Below are 15,963 nucleotides of genomic sequence, written 5' to 3'. Positions count from 1 at the left end.
ATGGCTTTAAAGGGAAAACAGTGGTAGGTATAAATACTGCACGATCAACGCCCCTCTTTTTCCACATGTTTTCCACAGGGTATAAGAAGCTTAAAAGCCTGATAGGGCGTGATCCCACAACTTTTTCCACATTTTCCACAGCCTCTACTACTACTAGAATTTTTAAAGATCTCTGATCGATCGATCCGTTTAAAGCAGCGCAGAAACGGTAAATTGAACCTGACGGGTAAGGGTGGTACGATCGCCTTCCAAGCGACTAAGTTAACGCTACTTTTTTTGATGTGTCGCCATCGGGCACTCAAACTTTTTTGTCCACGGTTGAATCACGCTCAGTCAGGCTATTCCATCCATGAAACTCATCTGCACTCAAAGTGAACTCAATACCCACCTGTCGTTGGTTAGCCGAGCGGTGCCCACTCGGCCTAGCCATCCGGTATTGGCAAACGTTTTGCTGGTGGCAGACGAAGATACCCAAAAAGTTCGCCTCACCGGATTTGACCTGAGCCTGGGGGTGCAAACAAGCTTTGATGTTCATGTGGAAACGGGCGGCACTCTAACGCTTCCGGCCAAACTGCTGGGTGATATTGTGTCTCGCCTGCCGGAAGGGGAACTAATTTTAGAAACAGAAGACAACGACACGATCGCCACCATCACCTGCGCCTTTGGGCGGTATCAGGTGCGAGGCATGGGAGCCGAAGAGTATCCAGACCTGCCCACCATCGAAGAAGGCGATGTGGCTCATCTTCCGGTAGAAGCGTTGGTGGAAGGGTTGCGCGGCTCGCTATTTTCCACCAGTTCCGATGAATCGAAGCAGGTGTTGACCGGGGTTCATGTCACGGTAGACCCGGATGGGCTGGAGTTTGCGGCGACGGATGGGCATCGGCTGGCTGTTGTGCAAACCAATAATGCTGCCGATGACCGTGAGCCAACCGATGCCGCGCCGACCAGCCAGCCCAATAACGCGACAGAGTTTGATGTGACGGTTCCCGCCAAAGCGTTACGAGAGCTGGAGCGAATGCTGCAAATGCATCAGTCCACAGAGGCGATCGCCGTTCGCTTCGACCAGGGGCAGCTTATTTTTGAATGGGAGCATCAGCGCATCACCAGCCGCCTGCTAGAAGGGCAATATCCCAACTATCGCCAACTAATTCCGCGCCAGTTTTCGCGTCAAATGACCGCCGATCGTCGCCTGTTTATGAGTGCGCTAGAGCGAATTGCAGTCTTAGCCGATCAAAAAAACAGCATCGTCAAGTTAAGTCTCGACAGCGTCAAGCAGGAATTTGTACTCTCGGTGGATGCTCAGGATGTGGGCAGCGGACGGGAATCGGTTGCGGCACAAATCTCTGGAGAAGATTTGGACATTGCGTTTAATGTGCGCTATCTGCTCGAAGGTCTAAAGGCGTTCACCACCTCCGAGGTGCAGATGCAATTCAATGCCTCTACCAGTCCATCTGTGATGTCTCCTCTGGGGGGAATGAAGATGACATATCTGGTAATGCCAGTTCAGATCCGATCTTGACAATGTATCCGATCTTGACAATGTAGGAGCCTAATGGTGTCCAACTTAGTATGTAATTGTCCAGATCTGTGGTGAGTGCCCCAACTAAAACAATAAGCCCTGATCCATGAGATCAGGGCTTTGTTTATGTTATATGCTGACCGATTATATCAATGGAGTGGTCAGCGCTTTTTGTATGAATTAATAATCCTACGTTTTCTCGTCAGTGTATAGTCGGAGATCTACCCATCCTTCTGGGTAAACCCCACTAGGCAATAGTGACTAGTTCGTCTGACAGAGACTAGAGCGAAACGAAGGACAGACGTTGTGATGGTCGTCTAAGCCGTCGCAAGCCTCTGACCGATGGCAAGTTCAACCTTGCCGCGTCCCTCATCCACCAGGTACTCACTCACGGCTCCTAAAAAATCTAAATTCACGGGAGCAATTAGCATGAGCGATTCCAGAACCAACTCGGCCAGTAGCCATTTCCAGCGCAATTTAAGGTGAGAGTAATGGCCGATCGCTACAAGCAGAGGTTGGTAAGTCGTCATTGCCATGCCCCATCGCATTGAATGGGTTCATACTAGAAATCTTCCCAACGGGATAACTGTGCAGAATCACGGAAGTTCTCTGCGGGTGAATTGGGCAGTCAGTAGGATTACCACCATAGTTTCCCCAAGGTTTGCCAATCGGATGGCGATCGCGCACCGCCACCCTTGCCAGAATAGATTTACCGTAGTCAGTAGACGCGGAATCAGACAGAACTGACATTAGGGAGTTTGGCATGACGGCTGTTGAGTCTGGTGATTTTTCTGAAGCAACTCGGCCAGACCGCTGGCAATTCTGGATCGATCGCGGCGGTACGTTTACGGATCTTGTTGCTCAGCGACCAGACGGCAGCCTGGTGGTACATAAGCTGCTGTCCGAGAATCCAGAACGGTATGCCGATGCGCCGCTGCAAGGAATTCGAGAGGTGTTGGGTATTGCTGCCAATGCTCCCATTCCATCGGAGCAGATTGCCGTCATCAAGATGGGAACAACGGTTGCTACCAATGCCCTATTAGAGCGCAAAGGCGATCGCACTCTCTTATTAATCACCAAAGGGTTTCGGGATGCCCTGCGGATTGCGTACCAAAACCGTCCCGATATTTTTGCCCGTCAGATTGTGCTGCCCGAACTGCTGTACGAGCAAGTGATTGAAGTGGATGAACGCTATAGCGCTCAGGGGGAGGAACTGCGTCCGGTACAGGTTGAGCCATTGCTGGCACCGCTGCAAGCGGCGTATGCAGACGGCATTCGCGCCTGTGCGATCGTTCTTCTGCATGGGTATCGTTACCCTGAGCATGAGCGACAACTGGCTGATGTGGTAAAAGCGATCGGCTTTACGCAAGTGTCGATCTCTCATCAAGTTAGCCCATTAATGAAACTGGTAAGCCGGGGCGATACCACTGTCGTTGATGCGTATCTGTCACCGATTCTGCGGCGCTATGTCGAGCGCATTGCCGCCGAGTTACAGGGCGATCGCGCGGCGAATGCCCCCGCTGCAAAACTGATGTTTATGCAATCCAACGGTGGACTAACGGATGCTGATTTGTTTCAGGGCAAAGACAGTATTCTTTCAGGCCCTGCCGGAGGCATTGTTGGAGCTGTACAAACCAGCAAAATGGCGGGATTCACTCGGATCATTGGCTTTGACATGGGCGGCACGTCTACGGATGTCTCGCATTACAACGGCGAGTATGAGCGCACCTTTGAAACCGAAGTGGCGGGCGTTCGCCTCCGGGCACCCATGATGTCCATTCATACCGTCGCAGCGGGAGGTGGATCAATTCTGAGGTTTGACGGTGCCCGCTATCGCGTTGGGCCAGAATCGGCGGGAGCCAATCCGGGGCCAGCCTGTTATCGCAAAGCAGGGCCGCTGACGGTAACGGACTGCAACGTCATGCTCGGTAAGATTCAGCCTGCGTTTTTTCCGGCGGTGTTTGGTGTAGAGGGTAACTTGCCGCTGGATGCAGAGGTGGTGCGCCACAAATTCGCTGAACTGGCCGCAGAGATTCAGGCCAAAACCCAGGGGCAGGAATTAGCTGTACCAGAGGTGGCTGAAGGATTTTTGGCGATCGCCATTGACCGCATGGCTAGCGCCATCAAAAAAATCTCGGTGCAGCGGGGCTACGACATCACCGACTATACCCTTTGCTGTTTTGGTGGAGCAGGCGGCCAGCACGCCTGTATGATTGCCGATGCCCTGGGGATGAAACAGGTGTTTCTTCATCCTTATGCTGGTGTGCTATCTGCCTATGGCATGGGATTGGCTGACCTCAGCACCATCCGAGAACGGGCGATCGAAGCCAGACTCACCGCTGAACGAATGGCAGAGCTGGAGCAAATTCTAACGAGTCTGGCCGTTGATGGCAGAGCCGAGATGCAGGCGCAGGGCATCACCACCACCAACCAGGACTCGCCGCTTCAGTCTGAACACTCGCTTACCATCTTGCCCAAAGTGCATTTGCGCTACGAGGGCACCGATTCCGCCCTCATTGTAGACTTTGGCACGCTTGATGGAATGGTGTCTCAGTTCGAGCAGGCGTACCAGCAGCGCTATGGCTTCACCTTTCAGAACAAGGCGCTTTTGGTTGAAGCGGTTTCGGTGGAAGTGATTGGCAAAACGGCTTCTCCGGCAGAATCGCGCTTAGAAGCCGATCGCACCACGCCATTAGAGCCGATCGCCACTGTCCCCATGTATACCCAAACGGCATGGCATGATACTCCGGTCTTTCAACGCGACGATCTGTGCCGTGGCGATCGCATTGTTGGCCCTGCCATTTTGCTGGAACCCACCAGTACCAACATTGTGGAACCGGGCTGGCAGGCCGAGCTAACGCCGCACGGTCATCTGGTTTTGAGCAAGGTTGCTGTTCCTTCAGAGGAGCGATCCCGTCGGGTGGGCGAGTCCTCCATGCGTGGCGTGGCAACTCCCGATCCGGTGTTGCTGGAGATCTTCAACAATCTGTTTCGGGCGATCGCAGAAGAAATGGGGATTACCCTGCAAAACACCAGCTACTCCGTCAACATCAAAGAGCGGCTCGATTTTTCCTGCGCTGTGTTTGACCAAAACGGACAGCTTGTTGCGAATGCACCGCACATTCCCGTGCATTTAGGCTCCATGAGCGAAAGCGTTCAAAGTTTAATGACGGCCAAAGGGGATACGCTGAAACCCGGTGATGTGTATGTGCTGAACAATCCCTACAACGGCGGCACCCACCTGCCCGATATCACGGTGATTACTCCTGTGTTTGTGGCGATCGCTCCCCCAGATGCCCCGGATGCAACGGATTTGACGGATTTAACGGATTTAACTCCACAGCAACGGCCTTTGTTTTATGTGGCAGCTCGCGGTCATCATGCCGATATTGGTGGCATCACTCCTGGCTCCATGCCGCCGCACAGCACCACGATCGAGCAAGAGGGGGTATTAATCGATCAGTTTCCGATCGTTGAGCAAGGTCAGTTTCGTGAGTCGGCCTTTTTAGAGTTGTTGACCGCTGGGCGTTATCCAGTTCGTAACCCCACACAAAACATTGCTGACCTGCAAGCCCAAATTGCAGCCAATGAACGGGGAGCGCAAGAGTTGCAGCGAATGGTGGTGCATTATGGCTTGGCAACGGTGCAAGCGTACATGCAGCATGTTCAAGATAATGCTGAAGCATCGGTACGCCGGGTGATTGGCGTGCTAAAGGACGGGCAGTTTACCTATCCTACCGATGACGGGAGCCAGATTCAGGTCAACATTACGATCGATCGCACCGATCGCACCGCTGTCATTGATTTCACAGGCACCTCCCCCCAACAGCCGAGTAACGTTAATGCCCCGCTTGCCATCTGCAAAGCGGTGGTACTCTATGTGTTTCGCACGTTGGTCAATGACGATATCCCCTTAAATGCAGGCTGTCTCAAACCGCTAGATATCATCGTGCCAGAAGGCTGTATGCTGCATCCGCGCTATCCAGCGGCAGTGGTGGCGGGGAATGTGGAAACCTCGCAGGCGATCGCCAACGCCCTGTATGGAGCGCTAGGCGTGATGGCGGCAGCGCAAGGAACCATGAATAACTTTACATTTGGCAGCGATCGCCACCAATATTACGAAACCATTTGCGGTGGTTCAGGGGCAGGAGCCGAGTTTGACGGTACCGACGCGGTACAAACCCACATGACCAACTCTCGCCTCACCGATCCTGAAGTGTTGGAGTGGCGGTTTCCCGTTTTGTTAGAAAACTTTGCCATTCGCGCCAACAGCGGCGGGGCAGGGCAGCATCGGGGCGGTAATGGTGTCATCCGTCGCCTGCAATTTCGGGAACCAATGACGGCGGCTATTCTGTCGGGGCATCGCATCGTGCCTCCTTTTGGTTTGGCGGGTGGCAAACCCGGAACAGTCGGCCACAACTGGGTTGAGCGCCAGGACGGTCAGATTGAAACCCTGGCTGGCAAGGCGGAAGTTGCCGTACAGCCGGGGGATGTCGTGGTGATTGAAACCCCAGGCGGCGGCGGCTACGGCACCCCGCATGAATAGGGTATTTTCTATCACGATCGCCCCTTTCAATAGACAGTTATTTATGATTTGGAACGCAAAATGTGGCAAAATCCTCTTTAAAAGCCGCAAAAGAACATAAATTAAAGGTTTCAACGTTACAGATTTGCCAGTCAGCCATTAGAATAAAGCATTGAAAATTCGAGTACACGGTAGTTTCAGCCATTTTGTACCGCATTTTGGTTTGAAACTCTTCTCGAATATCTGTGCCCCGATCTCAAGAGAGATCTTGGGAGAACGATTGGCGTAACAAATCATCAAAGGAGACTTGTATGAACAAAGGCGAATTAGTAGATAAGGTGGCCGAAAAGGCCAGCGTCACAAAGAAGCAGGCCGATGCCGTCTTAACGGCTGCCATTGACTCCATCATGGAAGCGGTGTCTACGGGCGAAAAGGTGACGCTCGTTGGCTTTGGTTCGTTTGAATCCCGCGAGCGCAAAGAGCGTGAGGGACGGAACCCCAAAACCGGAGAAGCCATGCAGATTCCTGCAACGAAGGTTCCAGCCTTTTCAGCTGGGAAACTGTTTAAGGAGAAAGTCGCTTCCAAATAATGTAGTCTTGACCTGTGCAAGATTTGTCTTCGACGCGACCTACACATGGGGGGAACTTAGCCTGGGCGGCGGCGCTATCAGGCTGTTCCCCCTCTGATATTCTTGACTTTTCCGCTAGCATCAATCCGTTAGGGCCACCGCAGGCGGCGATCGCCACCATTCACACGCATCTCAACCGCCTGCCTCATTACCCCGACCCCAACTATGGGGATCTGCGCCATGCCCTCAGTCAGTTCCATCAGGTTCCGATGGACTGGATTTTGCCGGGAAACGGCTCGGCAGAGTTGCTGACCTGGGCGGCTAGAGAGCTAGCGGAACTAGACGCGGTTTACCTCCTCACACCTTCCTTTAGCGACTATCGACGAGCTTTAGCGGCTTTCTCTGCCAATGTCGTGGCTCAACCCTTACCACAGTTTGACGCATCGAGTGAAATCGGTAGTGAGGGTGCCGATTTTTCTATCTCGGCACCGTTCACTTCTCTGCGTCGGCAATCGGTTGGGCTACTTCTGAATAACCCGCACAACCCCACCGGGCAGTTATTTTCAACGTCGGCGATTTTGCCCTATCTTGAGCAGTTTGCCCTGGTGGTGGTGGATGAAGCCTTTATGGACTTTTTGCCACCCGATCAGCAGCAGAGCCTGATCGATCGCGTTTCAGATCATCCCAACCTGGTCGTGCTGCGATCGCTCACCAAGTTTTACAGTTTGGCGGGTCTGCGGTTAGGTTATGCGATCGCCCATCCCGATCGGCTACAGCGCTGGCAGCAGTGGCGCGATCCGTGGTCAGTGAATTCCCTGGCGGCAGCAGCCGGGGCGATCGTGGTTCAGGATACTGCGTTTCAACACCAAACCTGGACATGGGTACAACAGGCGCGATCGCAGCTCTTTGCGGGGTTGTCTGCCATCCCAGGTTTACATCCCTTACCCAGTGCGGCTAATTTTTTACTGGTTCAGTCTCAACAGTCCACCACGCAGTTGCAGCATCAACTGCTCAAGCAGCGCTGTATCTTGATTCGAGATTGCATTAGCTTTCCAGAATTGGGCGATCGGTATTTTCGTGTGGCGGTGCGAACCGAAGCCGAAAATCAGCAATTGCTGGATGGGCTGGCGCATTGTTTGGTCTATCCCGAACCTCTGGGGTAAACGGCTCGATGATACGTTAAGGGAAATCGCCCTATTCCTTCAACGACCTTAACAAGTGAATCGGACGCACCGTTTGAATGGCGGGTAAACGATCCGGATAACGAGTGAGCATATAGTGTTCATATTCGAACCAATGCTTCTCACCCTTTTCCTGGTTACATGCTCTGCAAATCACCCAGAAATTCTGAAGGTTCATTGATAGCCAGGGATATTGCGATCGCGGCAGTTTGTGGTCAATGGTTCTACCCCCACATTCAGAAAATCTCGTTTCACAAATGGGATGCCAATCTGAATGCTCTTTTACCCAATCCTGACTCTCCTGGGTTGTGCCACACTCACTATCACCATTGACGTATCGCCAGTGATCAAATTGCTTGTAATCCTCCAGATCCTGCCGAGTCAGCTTGTGATACCGTTTTTTGCCAATCTGATCGGCTAGTTTAAATAACTCCTTTAGCTCCTTGTCTTCAAGGTTCACAATAGACCTCACTAGCGTTTTGTTGGGCGATACGTCTTCTGGTTACGCGTCTGGAAGGGTTTTGGGGCTAACCGACCGTAGTCCACCACTTCAATTTCGGTATCAGGGAATTGCTGATCGCTCAACTCTGCTCATTCTTAAATGCCATTAGTTATCTCCTAAAGCACAGATAACCTGACATTCCCATAGAGGTTGAATGGAATTAACCCAATTCATGATAAGCGTTATTTGGGGGTAGCATGATTCTCTAATTTATGATCATCCTTCCCAAACTACACAGAATTAGGAAATTTTCTATCGTCTCTTCACCAAGACGAGAAAACAATGAACTGTCGCTGAGGTAGCTTTAAACGGATCAAACGTGCTGCATTCGATCCTAAGTTTCTCAACCTGGGGATTTAGTGGGCTAGTTTAGAATGTTGAGCCTTCTCAGACACCCTCTTAAAGTCCCCTCTTATCTTGGAATGGAGTTTCTAGCACGTTTATCAAGGACGGAAGACCAGTAAAGCCATTATCCTACGTGTTCAGACGGTTTGAATGTGGCCTTTTAACCACATTTGGGCAAACTAAGACAGCCCGAACGATCGATTCTCTGAGACGAATGCTGCGCTCTAGTGAAAGAGTAAGTCATGCTATGAAAGTTCCACGACCAGAAAACGAAGCTGCAAGACTTGCAGTGCTTCAAGAGTATAAAATCCTCGATACTCTTTCTGAAGATTCCTTTGATGACTTGACTCATCTAGCTGCAAATATCTGCGGTACCCCAATTGCGTTAGTCAGCTTTATTGATGAAGAGCGTCAGTGGTTTAAGTCTAAAGTGGGGATAGACGCAGCAGAAACCTGTCGTGAAACGGCGTTTTGTAGCTACACCATTCTTCAACCCGACATCCTGGTTGTTGCTGATACCTTTACTGATGAACGATTCGTTCGGAACCCTTTTGTAACGGGCGATCCTTACATTCGGTTTTATGCGGGTGCGCCTCTTCTGTCCCCTAATGGATATGCGTTAGGGTCGCTCTGCGTGGTGGATCATGTGCCTCGAACCCTGAGCCAGGAGCAGTTAGAAGCGCTACAGGCATTGAGCCGCCAGGTTGTGTCGCAAATGGAACTGCGCCGCAATGTAATGACGCTGACGTGTGTGACTGCCGAACACCGACATGCAGAAAATGTGCTACGCCGATATACAACCCAGTTGCAGCAAGCTTTAGATTTTGAGTCTCGGCTGAAACGCATAACAGATAAAGTGCGAGACAACCTGGATGAAAGCCAAATCTTGCAAACTGCTGTACAGGAATTAGCAATGGGGTTAGGGGTGAGTTGCACGGCTGCCTTATATGACCTGGATGCAGAACCCTCTACGGTATGTTATGAGTACAGGCCGACTACGGTTGCGCGGCCGAGCCATGTCGCTCAAATGGTCGATTTTCCTGAGCTTTATGCTCAGTTGCGGCAGGGATACTATTTTCAGTTTTGCTCTATTCATCCTCGCCCCAGCCAGGAGCAAGTGGCAATGCTGGCCTGTCCCATTGCCAATGACCAGGAAGTGTTGGGTGACTTGTGGTTAGTGACGGAGCAAAACGTCGCCTTTAAAGATCTAGAACTGCGCTTAGTCCAACAGGTAGCCAATCAATGTGCGATCGCCATTCGGCAGGCGCGATTGTATCAAGCGGTGCAGGCACAGGTGCAGTCCCTGGAGCAACTCAACCACCTTAAGGACGATTTTTTGAATACGGTTTCTCACGAATTGCGGACACCCGTAACCAATATGAAATTAGCCATTCGGATGCTACAGCTTGCATCCCTGGATGACCGATACCAGCGGTATGTGGGTATCTTGCAAACGGAGTGTTCTAGAGAAATTGAGCTGATCAATGATCTGTTAGATTTACAGCGGCTGCAAACCGAAATAGGCTCTGCTGTGCTGGATGAGGCGATCGCTCTCCAGGATTGGCTACCAACGGTAACAGAGTCATTTCATGCGCGCATTCAGGAACAGCAGCAAACTCTACAGGTTCATCTCCCTGCGGATATGCCATTGCTAATTTCAGATCGTGCCAGCTTAACGCGCGTGGTGGCCGAACTGCTCAACAATGCCTGTAAGTACACAGCCGCTGGTGGTCAAATTATCGTTGATGTGCAATGTAGCACCGATTTATCAGCTAATAACCGCTCATCTGCTCCGAGCGCTATTTTTAGAGTGAGCAATGAAGCAGACATTCCAACGGCTGATTTATCCCGCGTGTTTGAAAAGTTTTATCGTGCTCAAAACGCCCAACTGCGGCAACAGAGCGGCACCGGATTAGGACTGGCACTGATTCAGAAACTGGTTGAGCGTCTACGGGGAACGATCGACGTTGAAAGCACAGGGGGCTGGACTACGTTTACCGTTCAACTGCCCATCAACCCCAATGAAACGCCAGGTGAAGCAACAGGGCTACGTGATTAAGAGGGTGTACCCACGCTGGTTTAAACGGGCAGTTCTTACGGGAGCTGGGTTCGCAGCGCTTGTTGCTGTAAGTCGAACAATGCTTTAACTCCTCGTTCGGCCACATCCAGAATTTGATTGAGTTGCGTACGAGTGAAGCTGCCGTGTTCAGCCGTGCCCTGGATCTCGATCAGTTCGAGTTGGTCGTTTAGCACAACGTTACAATCCAGATCGGCAGCTACATCTTCGGTGTAGTCCAAATCTAAAAACGGTTCGCCTTCAAGCAACCCTACCGAGACAGCCGCGATTTGATGGCGAATGGGAGACTGCTGTAATTCGCCGCTGGTTAGAAGCTGGTCGATCGCATCACACAACGCCACATACCCGCCTGTAATGGAGGTGGTACGGGTTCCAGCATCCGCTTGCAGCACATCAGCGTCGATCGTCAGCGTCCATTCTCCCAATGCCTTCATATCCAGTGCGGCTCGAAGACTCCGTCCAATCAAGCGCTGAATTTCCTGCGTCCGGCCTGAGAGCTTCATAAACTCTCGGTTCTGGCGTTGCGGCGTAGCCGATGGCAACATGCGATATTCTGCCGTTAACCAGCCTTTGCCGGAGCCTTCCAGAAACCGAGGAACCCCTGGCTGAATCGTTGCCGTACACAATACCTGGGTGTTGCCACAGCAGGTTAAAACCGACCCTGCGGCAAAGCGGGTAAACTGCCGCTCGAAACGAATAGGACGAAGCTGATCGAAATGCCGACCGTCGGGACGTTGCCAAACCATTGTCAATCCTCACAAGTCCTCACTCAGGATACTAGGGGAAAGAGCCGGATAGGCGAAGATTTAGGAATGAGTTTTGAATTGCATGACGGTGCCAAAATTGAGTGCAAATTTGGGCAGATCGCTTAAGGGGCGATCGATCCAGCTTACCCAACCTCCCTGTCATCCCCTTAATTTGCACGCATATCTTTACAATGTTCTATTGACGGATACATGCATATGGTGTTTGACTGAGGGTGAAACCGACCGATTACGCTATATTTTGTTGTTCTATCGGCCTGGTTTCTGGCTTAATATAGATGTACTAATAGAGTTAGTATTGCTTCTATATAGACGACTGCTCCGCCTGCTCACTTGTAGTCTTACTGCTGTATGGTTTCCCAGCTCGAAGCCTCAACCCGTGGTTCCAATGCGCGATCGCCTCATGCGATCGAAGGATTAGTTCAAGTCTTTACCTGTCCTCACCGCAGCTTTTTTACCAACGTCATGGCTCACGCTTTGCGAATGGCTGGACAAGGACATCCTGTGCTGGTGGTTCAGTTTCTTAAAGGCGGCATTGGGCAGGGGCACAACTATCCGGTCAGGTTGGGCAGCAGTTTAGAGTGGCTCCGGTGTAACTTACCTCGCTGCATTGATACCCCTCATCTAGACGAATCGGAAGCCAATGCTCTGTTAGATTTGTGGCATCATACAACGTCTGTAGTGTCTCAAGGCCATTATTCATTGGTCGTTTTAGACGAACTCAGTTTAGCGATCAATTTTGGGCTAATTTCAGAAGCAGAGGTGCTGGACTTTTTGCAAAATCGCCCGATTGAGGTTGATGTCATCTTGACCGGGCCAGATATGCCGCAATCGCTTCTAGACATTGCTGATCAAGTTACCGAACTTCGTCGCAGCTATCACTTGAGGACAGCATGATTAAAAACGACACGTGGATTGCACAAATGGCAATGAAGGGGATGATTGCCCCCTTCGAACCAAGTTTGATTCGCAATGTGAATGTGGAACCTAGCTCTCCTCTGCGTCCAGTGATTAGCTTTGGCTTATCATCCTACGGATACGATATCCGTTTGTCGCCCACCGAATTTCGCATCTTCCGCCACATTCCCGGTACGGTGGTTGATCCGAAGCATTTTAATTCCGCTAACCTGGAGCCAACACCGCTTCATCACGATCAGAACGGCGATTTCTTTATCCTGCCAGCCCATTCCTATGGATTGGGAGTTGCCCTGGAGCGGTTACAGCTTCCCGATAACATCACTGTGATTTGCATTGGCAAAAGCACCTATGCCCGTTGTGGCATCATTGCCAACCTGACGCCTGCTGAGGCGGCATGGCGGGGACACTTGACGTTAGAGTTTTCCAATTCTTCCAGTGCCGATTGCCGGGTATATGCCAATGAAGGCATTGTGCAACTTCTGTTTTTAGAAGGAGAGCCGTGTGCCGTGAGTTATGATGCGCGGCGCGGCAAGTATCAAGATCAGCCTGAAGTGGTTACTCTGGCTCGCGTTTGAAGGGGTGCAATCCAGCAGACTCAGTTAAACCAGTAATTGATGTGTTCCAGGCCAACCGAAATGGTATGATTTGGAGCCTCGATGGTTGAATAGAGAGTTGCATGACGACCGATCGCCCCGTGCTTGTCAAGATTAAGCGCCTGACTGCTGAAGCAAAGTTGCCTGGATATGAGCATCCTGGCGATGCAGGAGCCGATCTGGTTTCTGTTGAAGATTGCACCGTGCAACCTATGCAGTGGGTCGCCGTCCCTACGGGACTAGCGGCAGAAGTGCCAGCAGGGTTTGAACTTCAGGTGCGACCCAGAAGCGGTTTAGCGCTCAGGCATGGCATAACGGTTCTCAACACTCCGGGAACGGTTGACGCAGGCTACAGAGGCGAAATTAAAGTGATCTTGCTCAATTTGAGCAGTACTCCTTTCCCAATTAGTAAAGGCCAGAGAATTGCTCAGCTTGTGGTTGCTCCAGTGATGTATGGACAGTTTGAAGAGGTTGATGAGTTGGCGGCATCACAACGGGGCAGCGGCGGTTTTGGGTCTACGGGCATTGCCTATAGTGAAGTAGATGGCGATCGCCCGCAGCACTAACCAGGAGGGAGAAGAAAGATGACAGTTGGTTCAGACGAGTTGCTGACTGAGCAAGAGGGGCGGTTGCTCCAGCCTTTTGTCACCAATTTGGAGCGATCGGTATTTGGGTTGCGAAACTTGCCGGAGGTGGTCAAAGGGGCACTGTTCTCACGCTACAGCCGTAGCACGAAGGGGTTACGTCGTATCCTGCTAGATGAGTTCATCCAGGCACCCGAGGCCGATTTTACACGGATCGTGGGTAACGTGGCGGGCGGCAATTCGGATCAGTTGGTGGCAATTCAACAAGCCGAAGCGTTTTACGATCGCGTTTTGATTGGCTATGGCGATGATTCTGTCGCCGAATTGGGAGGTGCCCACATTGCCTGTGAGGGAATTAGCAATATTGCCGCCAAAGCGCTAGAAGATAGCCGTTTGGGCATTTCGCCATTAGAGAAATCTACCCGATACGTTCCGTTTAACCAGAAAATCAATGGTCGCTACCGCTACTATCGCGAACCGTTTATCATGGCATCCAGCCACGCACTGCGATATGAAGCAACCCTGGATCACTTATTCGATACCTACACAGCGTTAACCGCCCCTCTGCTGAGTTGGGTGCGAACCTGCACTCCTAGAGATACAGATACGTCGGAACGGGCATACAACAGCGCTACACGGGCAAAGACGTTTGATCTCTTGCGTGGGCTGTTACCAATGGCAACGCTGACCAATGTGGGGTTGTTTGGCAATGGACGCGCCTTTGAGTACATGTTGGTTAAGCTGGCGGCATCTCCCCATGAAGAAGTTCGCAGTTTGGGATTGGCAATGCAGCAAGAGCTAGACCAACTGATTCCGTCGTTTGTGAAACGCGCCAAAACGGAACGGGGGCAACAATACGCGCAGTATTTGTCTGCCAACCGCGATCGCACTGCTCAGCTCACCCATCAACAGCTAAAACCCATTGAACCAACCGCAACATCCTTTGTGCAGTTGGTGGAGTACGATGCCGATGCCGAAATTAAAATCGTTGCTTCGATCCTTTATCCGCATTCAGATTTAACGCTGGAGCGAATCAAAGAATATGTCAGAGGATTATCAACATCTGAGAAGGCCGAAATTATTAACACCTATGTAGGGGAGCGATCGACACGCTTCCATCGTCCGGGACGCGCCTTTGAAGAAACCTACTACACCTTTGATGTGCTGGCGGATCTGGGGGCATACCGTGACTTGCATCGGCATCGGGTGCTAACTCAAGAACGTCAGCGGTATTCGGTTCGTCATGGGTATGTTGTTCCACCGGAATTGGAGGCCGCGAATTTAGCAGAACCGTATCGCAAGGCATTGGATGACGCGGCTGAAACGGCTGAACTGATTCACACTGACTTACCCGACGCGGCGCAATATGTGGTGCCGTTTGCCTATCGAGTGCGATGGCGCATGACGCTAAATCTGCGCGAGGTATACCATTTTGTGGAATTGCGGAGTTCGCGGCAAGGGCATTCCACGTATCGGGCGATCGCCCAAGGCATGTACCACCACATTCGCGCCGTTCACCCTACTCTAGTTGCCAACCTGACTTTTGTTGATCTGAATAACTATGGGTTAGAACGATTAGCAGCCGAGCAACGGTTAGATACCAAGCTGAAGCAACGCCGTCAGGAATGATTATGATACCGTTTTTCTAAACTATTTGCGGGGCAACGGCTCAGACTTTTTAGCTTTTAGCCAGGAAGTCCTACCCCGTCCCGAAGGGCGGTGGGCACTATTTTTGGCAGACTTGGGGGCATTGCCCCCAAACCCCCAGCAGGGGACGAGCTCGTCCCCCACACCCCCTCCGCAAGGGATGGTTGTTGAGTCATTGCAGCGCGCTTCGCATCGGTTGAGCGGCAAGGGGGCGTTGCGGTTGCCTTCTCACCACTTCTAAATCGCTGTCCCGATTTTCTCTAACTCAGCAGCAATGCGAAGCGATCGATGCCACTTCACCGGAAACCTAATCGGAGGGGGGTGAGGGATTAGCACCTGCGGAAAACCAGAAAAGTGGGCGCTTCGCATGACAAAGAACCCGTTTCAATCCTTCTATGACCTGTTTTATCTCTGTAAAACGAGAATTCAGGGCGTTTGGATTGTCTCTGACGGCAACAAATTAGCCCTGCGTAGGGGGGTGAAAGCTGGTGACAAGACTCGAACTTGCGACCGGCTGATTACAAATCAGCTGCTCTACCAACTGAGCTACACCAGCGACTAGGGCTAATATAGCAAATCTCTGCCCCTTCTTAAGCATAATTGCATAAGAAAGCGTGAAGCATACCGAGGTGAAGCCCTACAGCCCCCGATCCAGATTCAGCGCCTGCCCCTGATCCCGAATTTCGGTGTATCATGTATCGCTGTACCCTAAGTCGCATAATCCGACCGGGTAACTGTA

General features: G+C 51.5%; 12 protein-coding genes and 1 tRNA gene. 9 read left to right on the top strand and 4 right to left on the bottom strand.

Annotated elements, in window-relative coordinates; all coding sequences use genetic code 11:
* Positions 1-349 precede the first annotated feature (349 nt).
* On the top strand, positions 350-1,519 hold the full coding sequence (gene dnaN / locus IQ268_RS19230) for a DNA polymerase III subunit beta (RefSeq protein WP_193882689.1): 1,170 nt from the start codon (positions 350-352) through the stop codon (positions 1,517-1,519).
* Positions 1,520-1,996: 477 nt separating this feature from the next.
* Here dnaN and IQ268_RS19225 read toward each other — a convergent pair whose 3' ends face one another.
* Positions 1,997-2,284: a hypothetical protein gene (locus tag IQ268_RS19225; protein WP_193882687.1), complete on the bottom strand. Its 288-nt coding sequence runs from the start codon at positions 2,282-2,284 to the stop codon at positions 1,997-1,999.
* Here IQ268_RS19225 and IQ268_RS19220 point away from each other — a divergent pair.
* The 3 genes from IQ268_RS19220 to cobD all read left to right on the top strand — a co-directional run bounded on the left by IQ268_RS19220 (position 2,283) and on the right by cobD (position 7,776).
* Positions 2,283-6,065 (top strand): hydantoinase B/oxoprolinase family protein, encoded by a 3,783-nt coding sequence (locus tag IQ268_RS19220; protein WP_193882684.1) that lies wholly within the window; start codon positions 2,283-2,285, stop codon positions 6,063-6,065. The genes IQ268_RS19225 and IQ268_RS19220 overlap by 2 nt on opposite strands.
* A gap of 224 nt (positions 6,066-6,289) precedes the next feature.
* Positions 6,290-6,634: an HU family DNA-binding protein gene (locus IQ268_RS19215; RefSeq protein ID WP_339383414.1), complete on the top strand. Its 345-nt coding sequence runs from the start codon at positions 6,290-6,292 to the stop codon at positions 6,632-6,634.
* A gap of 23 nt (positions 6,635-6,657) precedes the next feature.
* Complete coding sequence (gene cobD / locus IQ268_RS19210) at positions 6,658-7,776, top strand: threonine-phosphate decarboxylase CobD (protein WP_193882758.1); 1,119 nt, start codon at positions 6,658-6,660, stop codon at positions 7,774-7,776.
* 31 nt (positions 7,777-7,807) lie between these two features.
* Here the strand turns inward: cobD and IQ268_RS19205 are convergent, their stop codons facing one another.
* Positions 7,808-8,254, bottom strand: coding sequence for an HNH endonuclease (locus tag IQ268_RS19205; protein ID WP_193882679.1), 447 nt, complete (start codon positions 8,252-8,254; stop codon positions 7,808-7,810).
* A gap of 634 nt (positions 8,255-8,888) precedes the next feature.
* Between IQ268_RS19205 and IQ268_RS19200 the strand changes: the two genes are divergently transcribed.
* Positions 8,889-10,700 carry a GAF domain-containing protein gene (locus IQ268_RS19200; RefSeq protein WP_193882676.1) on the top strand — a complete coding sequence of 604 codons (1,812 nt, stop codon included), beginning with the start codon at positions 8,889-8,891 and terminating at the stop codon, positions 10,698-10,700.
* A 35-nt stretch (positions 10,701-10,735) separates the two neighbouring features.
* Here the strand turns inward: IQ268_RS19200 and rph are convergent, their stop codons facing one another.
* Positions 10,736-11,464 carry a ribonuclease PH gene (gene rph, locus IQ268_RS19195; protein WP_193882673.1) on the bottom strand — a complete coding sequence of 243 codons (729 nt, stop codon included), beginning with the start codon at positions 11,462-11,464 and terminating at the stop codon, positions 10,736-10,738.
* A 369-nt stretch (positions 11,465-11,833) separates the two neighbouring features.
* Here rph and IQ268_RS19190 point away from each other — a divergent pair, with 369 nt between their 5' ends.
* From IQ268_RS19190 to IQ268_RS19175, 4 genes are all read left to right on the top strand, one after another.
* A complete protein-coding gene (locus tag IQ268_RS19190) occupies positions 11,834-12,379 on the top strand; it encodes a P-loop NTPase family protein (protein WP_193882670.1) in 546 nt (181 codons plus the stop codon).
* On the top strand, positions 12,376-12,975 hold the full coding sequence (gene dcd / locus IQ268_RS19185; protein WP_193882667.1) for a dCTP deaminase: 600 nt from the start codon (positions 12,376-12,378) through the stop codon (positions 12,973-12,975). The genes IQ268_RS19190 and dcd overlap by 4 nt, the downstream gene beginning before the upstream one ends.
* 119 nt (positions 12,976-13,094) lie before the next feature.
* The gene (gene dut, locus IQ268_RS19180) at positions 13,095-13,559 is read left to right on the top strand and encodes a dUTP diphosphatase (protein WP_193882756.1); all 465 of its coding nucleotides are present in this window, start codon (positions 13,095-13,097) and stop codon (positions 13,557-13,559) included.
* Between the two features lie 18 nt (positions 13,560-13,577).
* Positions 13,578-15,206, top strand: a complete 1,629-nt coding sequence (locus tag IQ268_RS19175) for an FAD-dependent thymidylate synthase (protein ID WP_193882664.1) — start codon at positions 13,578-13,580, stop codon at positions 15,204-15,206.
* 501 nt (positions 15,207-15,707) lie between these two features.
* Here IQ268_RS19175 and IQ268_RS19170 read toward each other — a convergent pair.
* Positions 15,708-15,780: transfer RNA gene (locus IQ268_RS19170), tRNA-Thr, on the bottom strand.
* Positions 15,781-15,963 lie beyond the last annotated feature (183 nt).

Origin of the sequence: Oculatella sp. LEGE 06141, from assembly GCF_015207605.1 — a bacterium.
Classification (GTDB): domain Bacteria; phylum Cyanobacteriota; class Cyanobacteriia; order Elainellales; family Elainellaceae; genus Oculatella.
The sequence above is the reverse complement of the archived record's forward strand: the minus strand, read 5'-3'. Positions and strand labels throughout refer to the sequence as shown.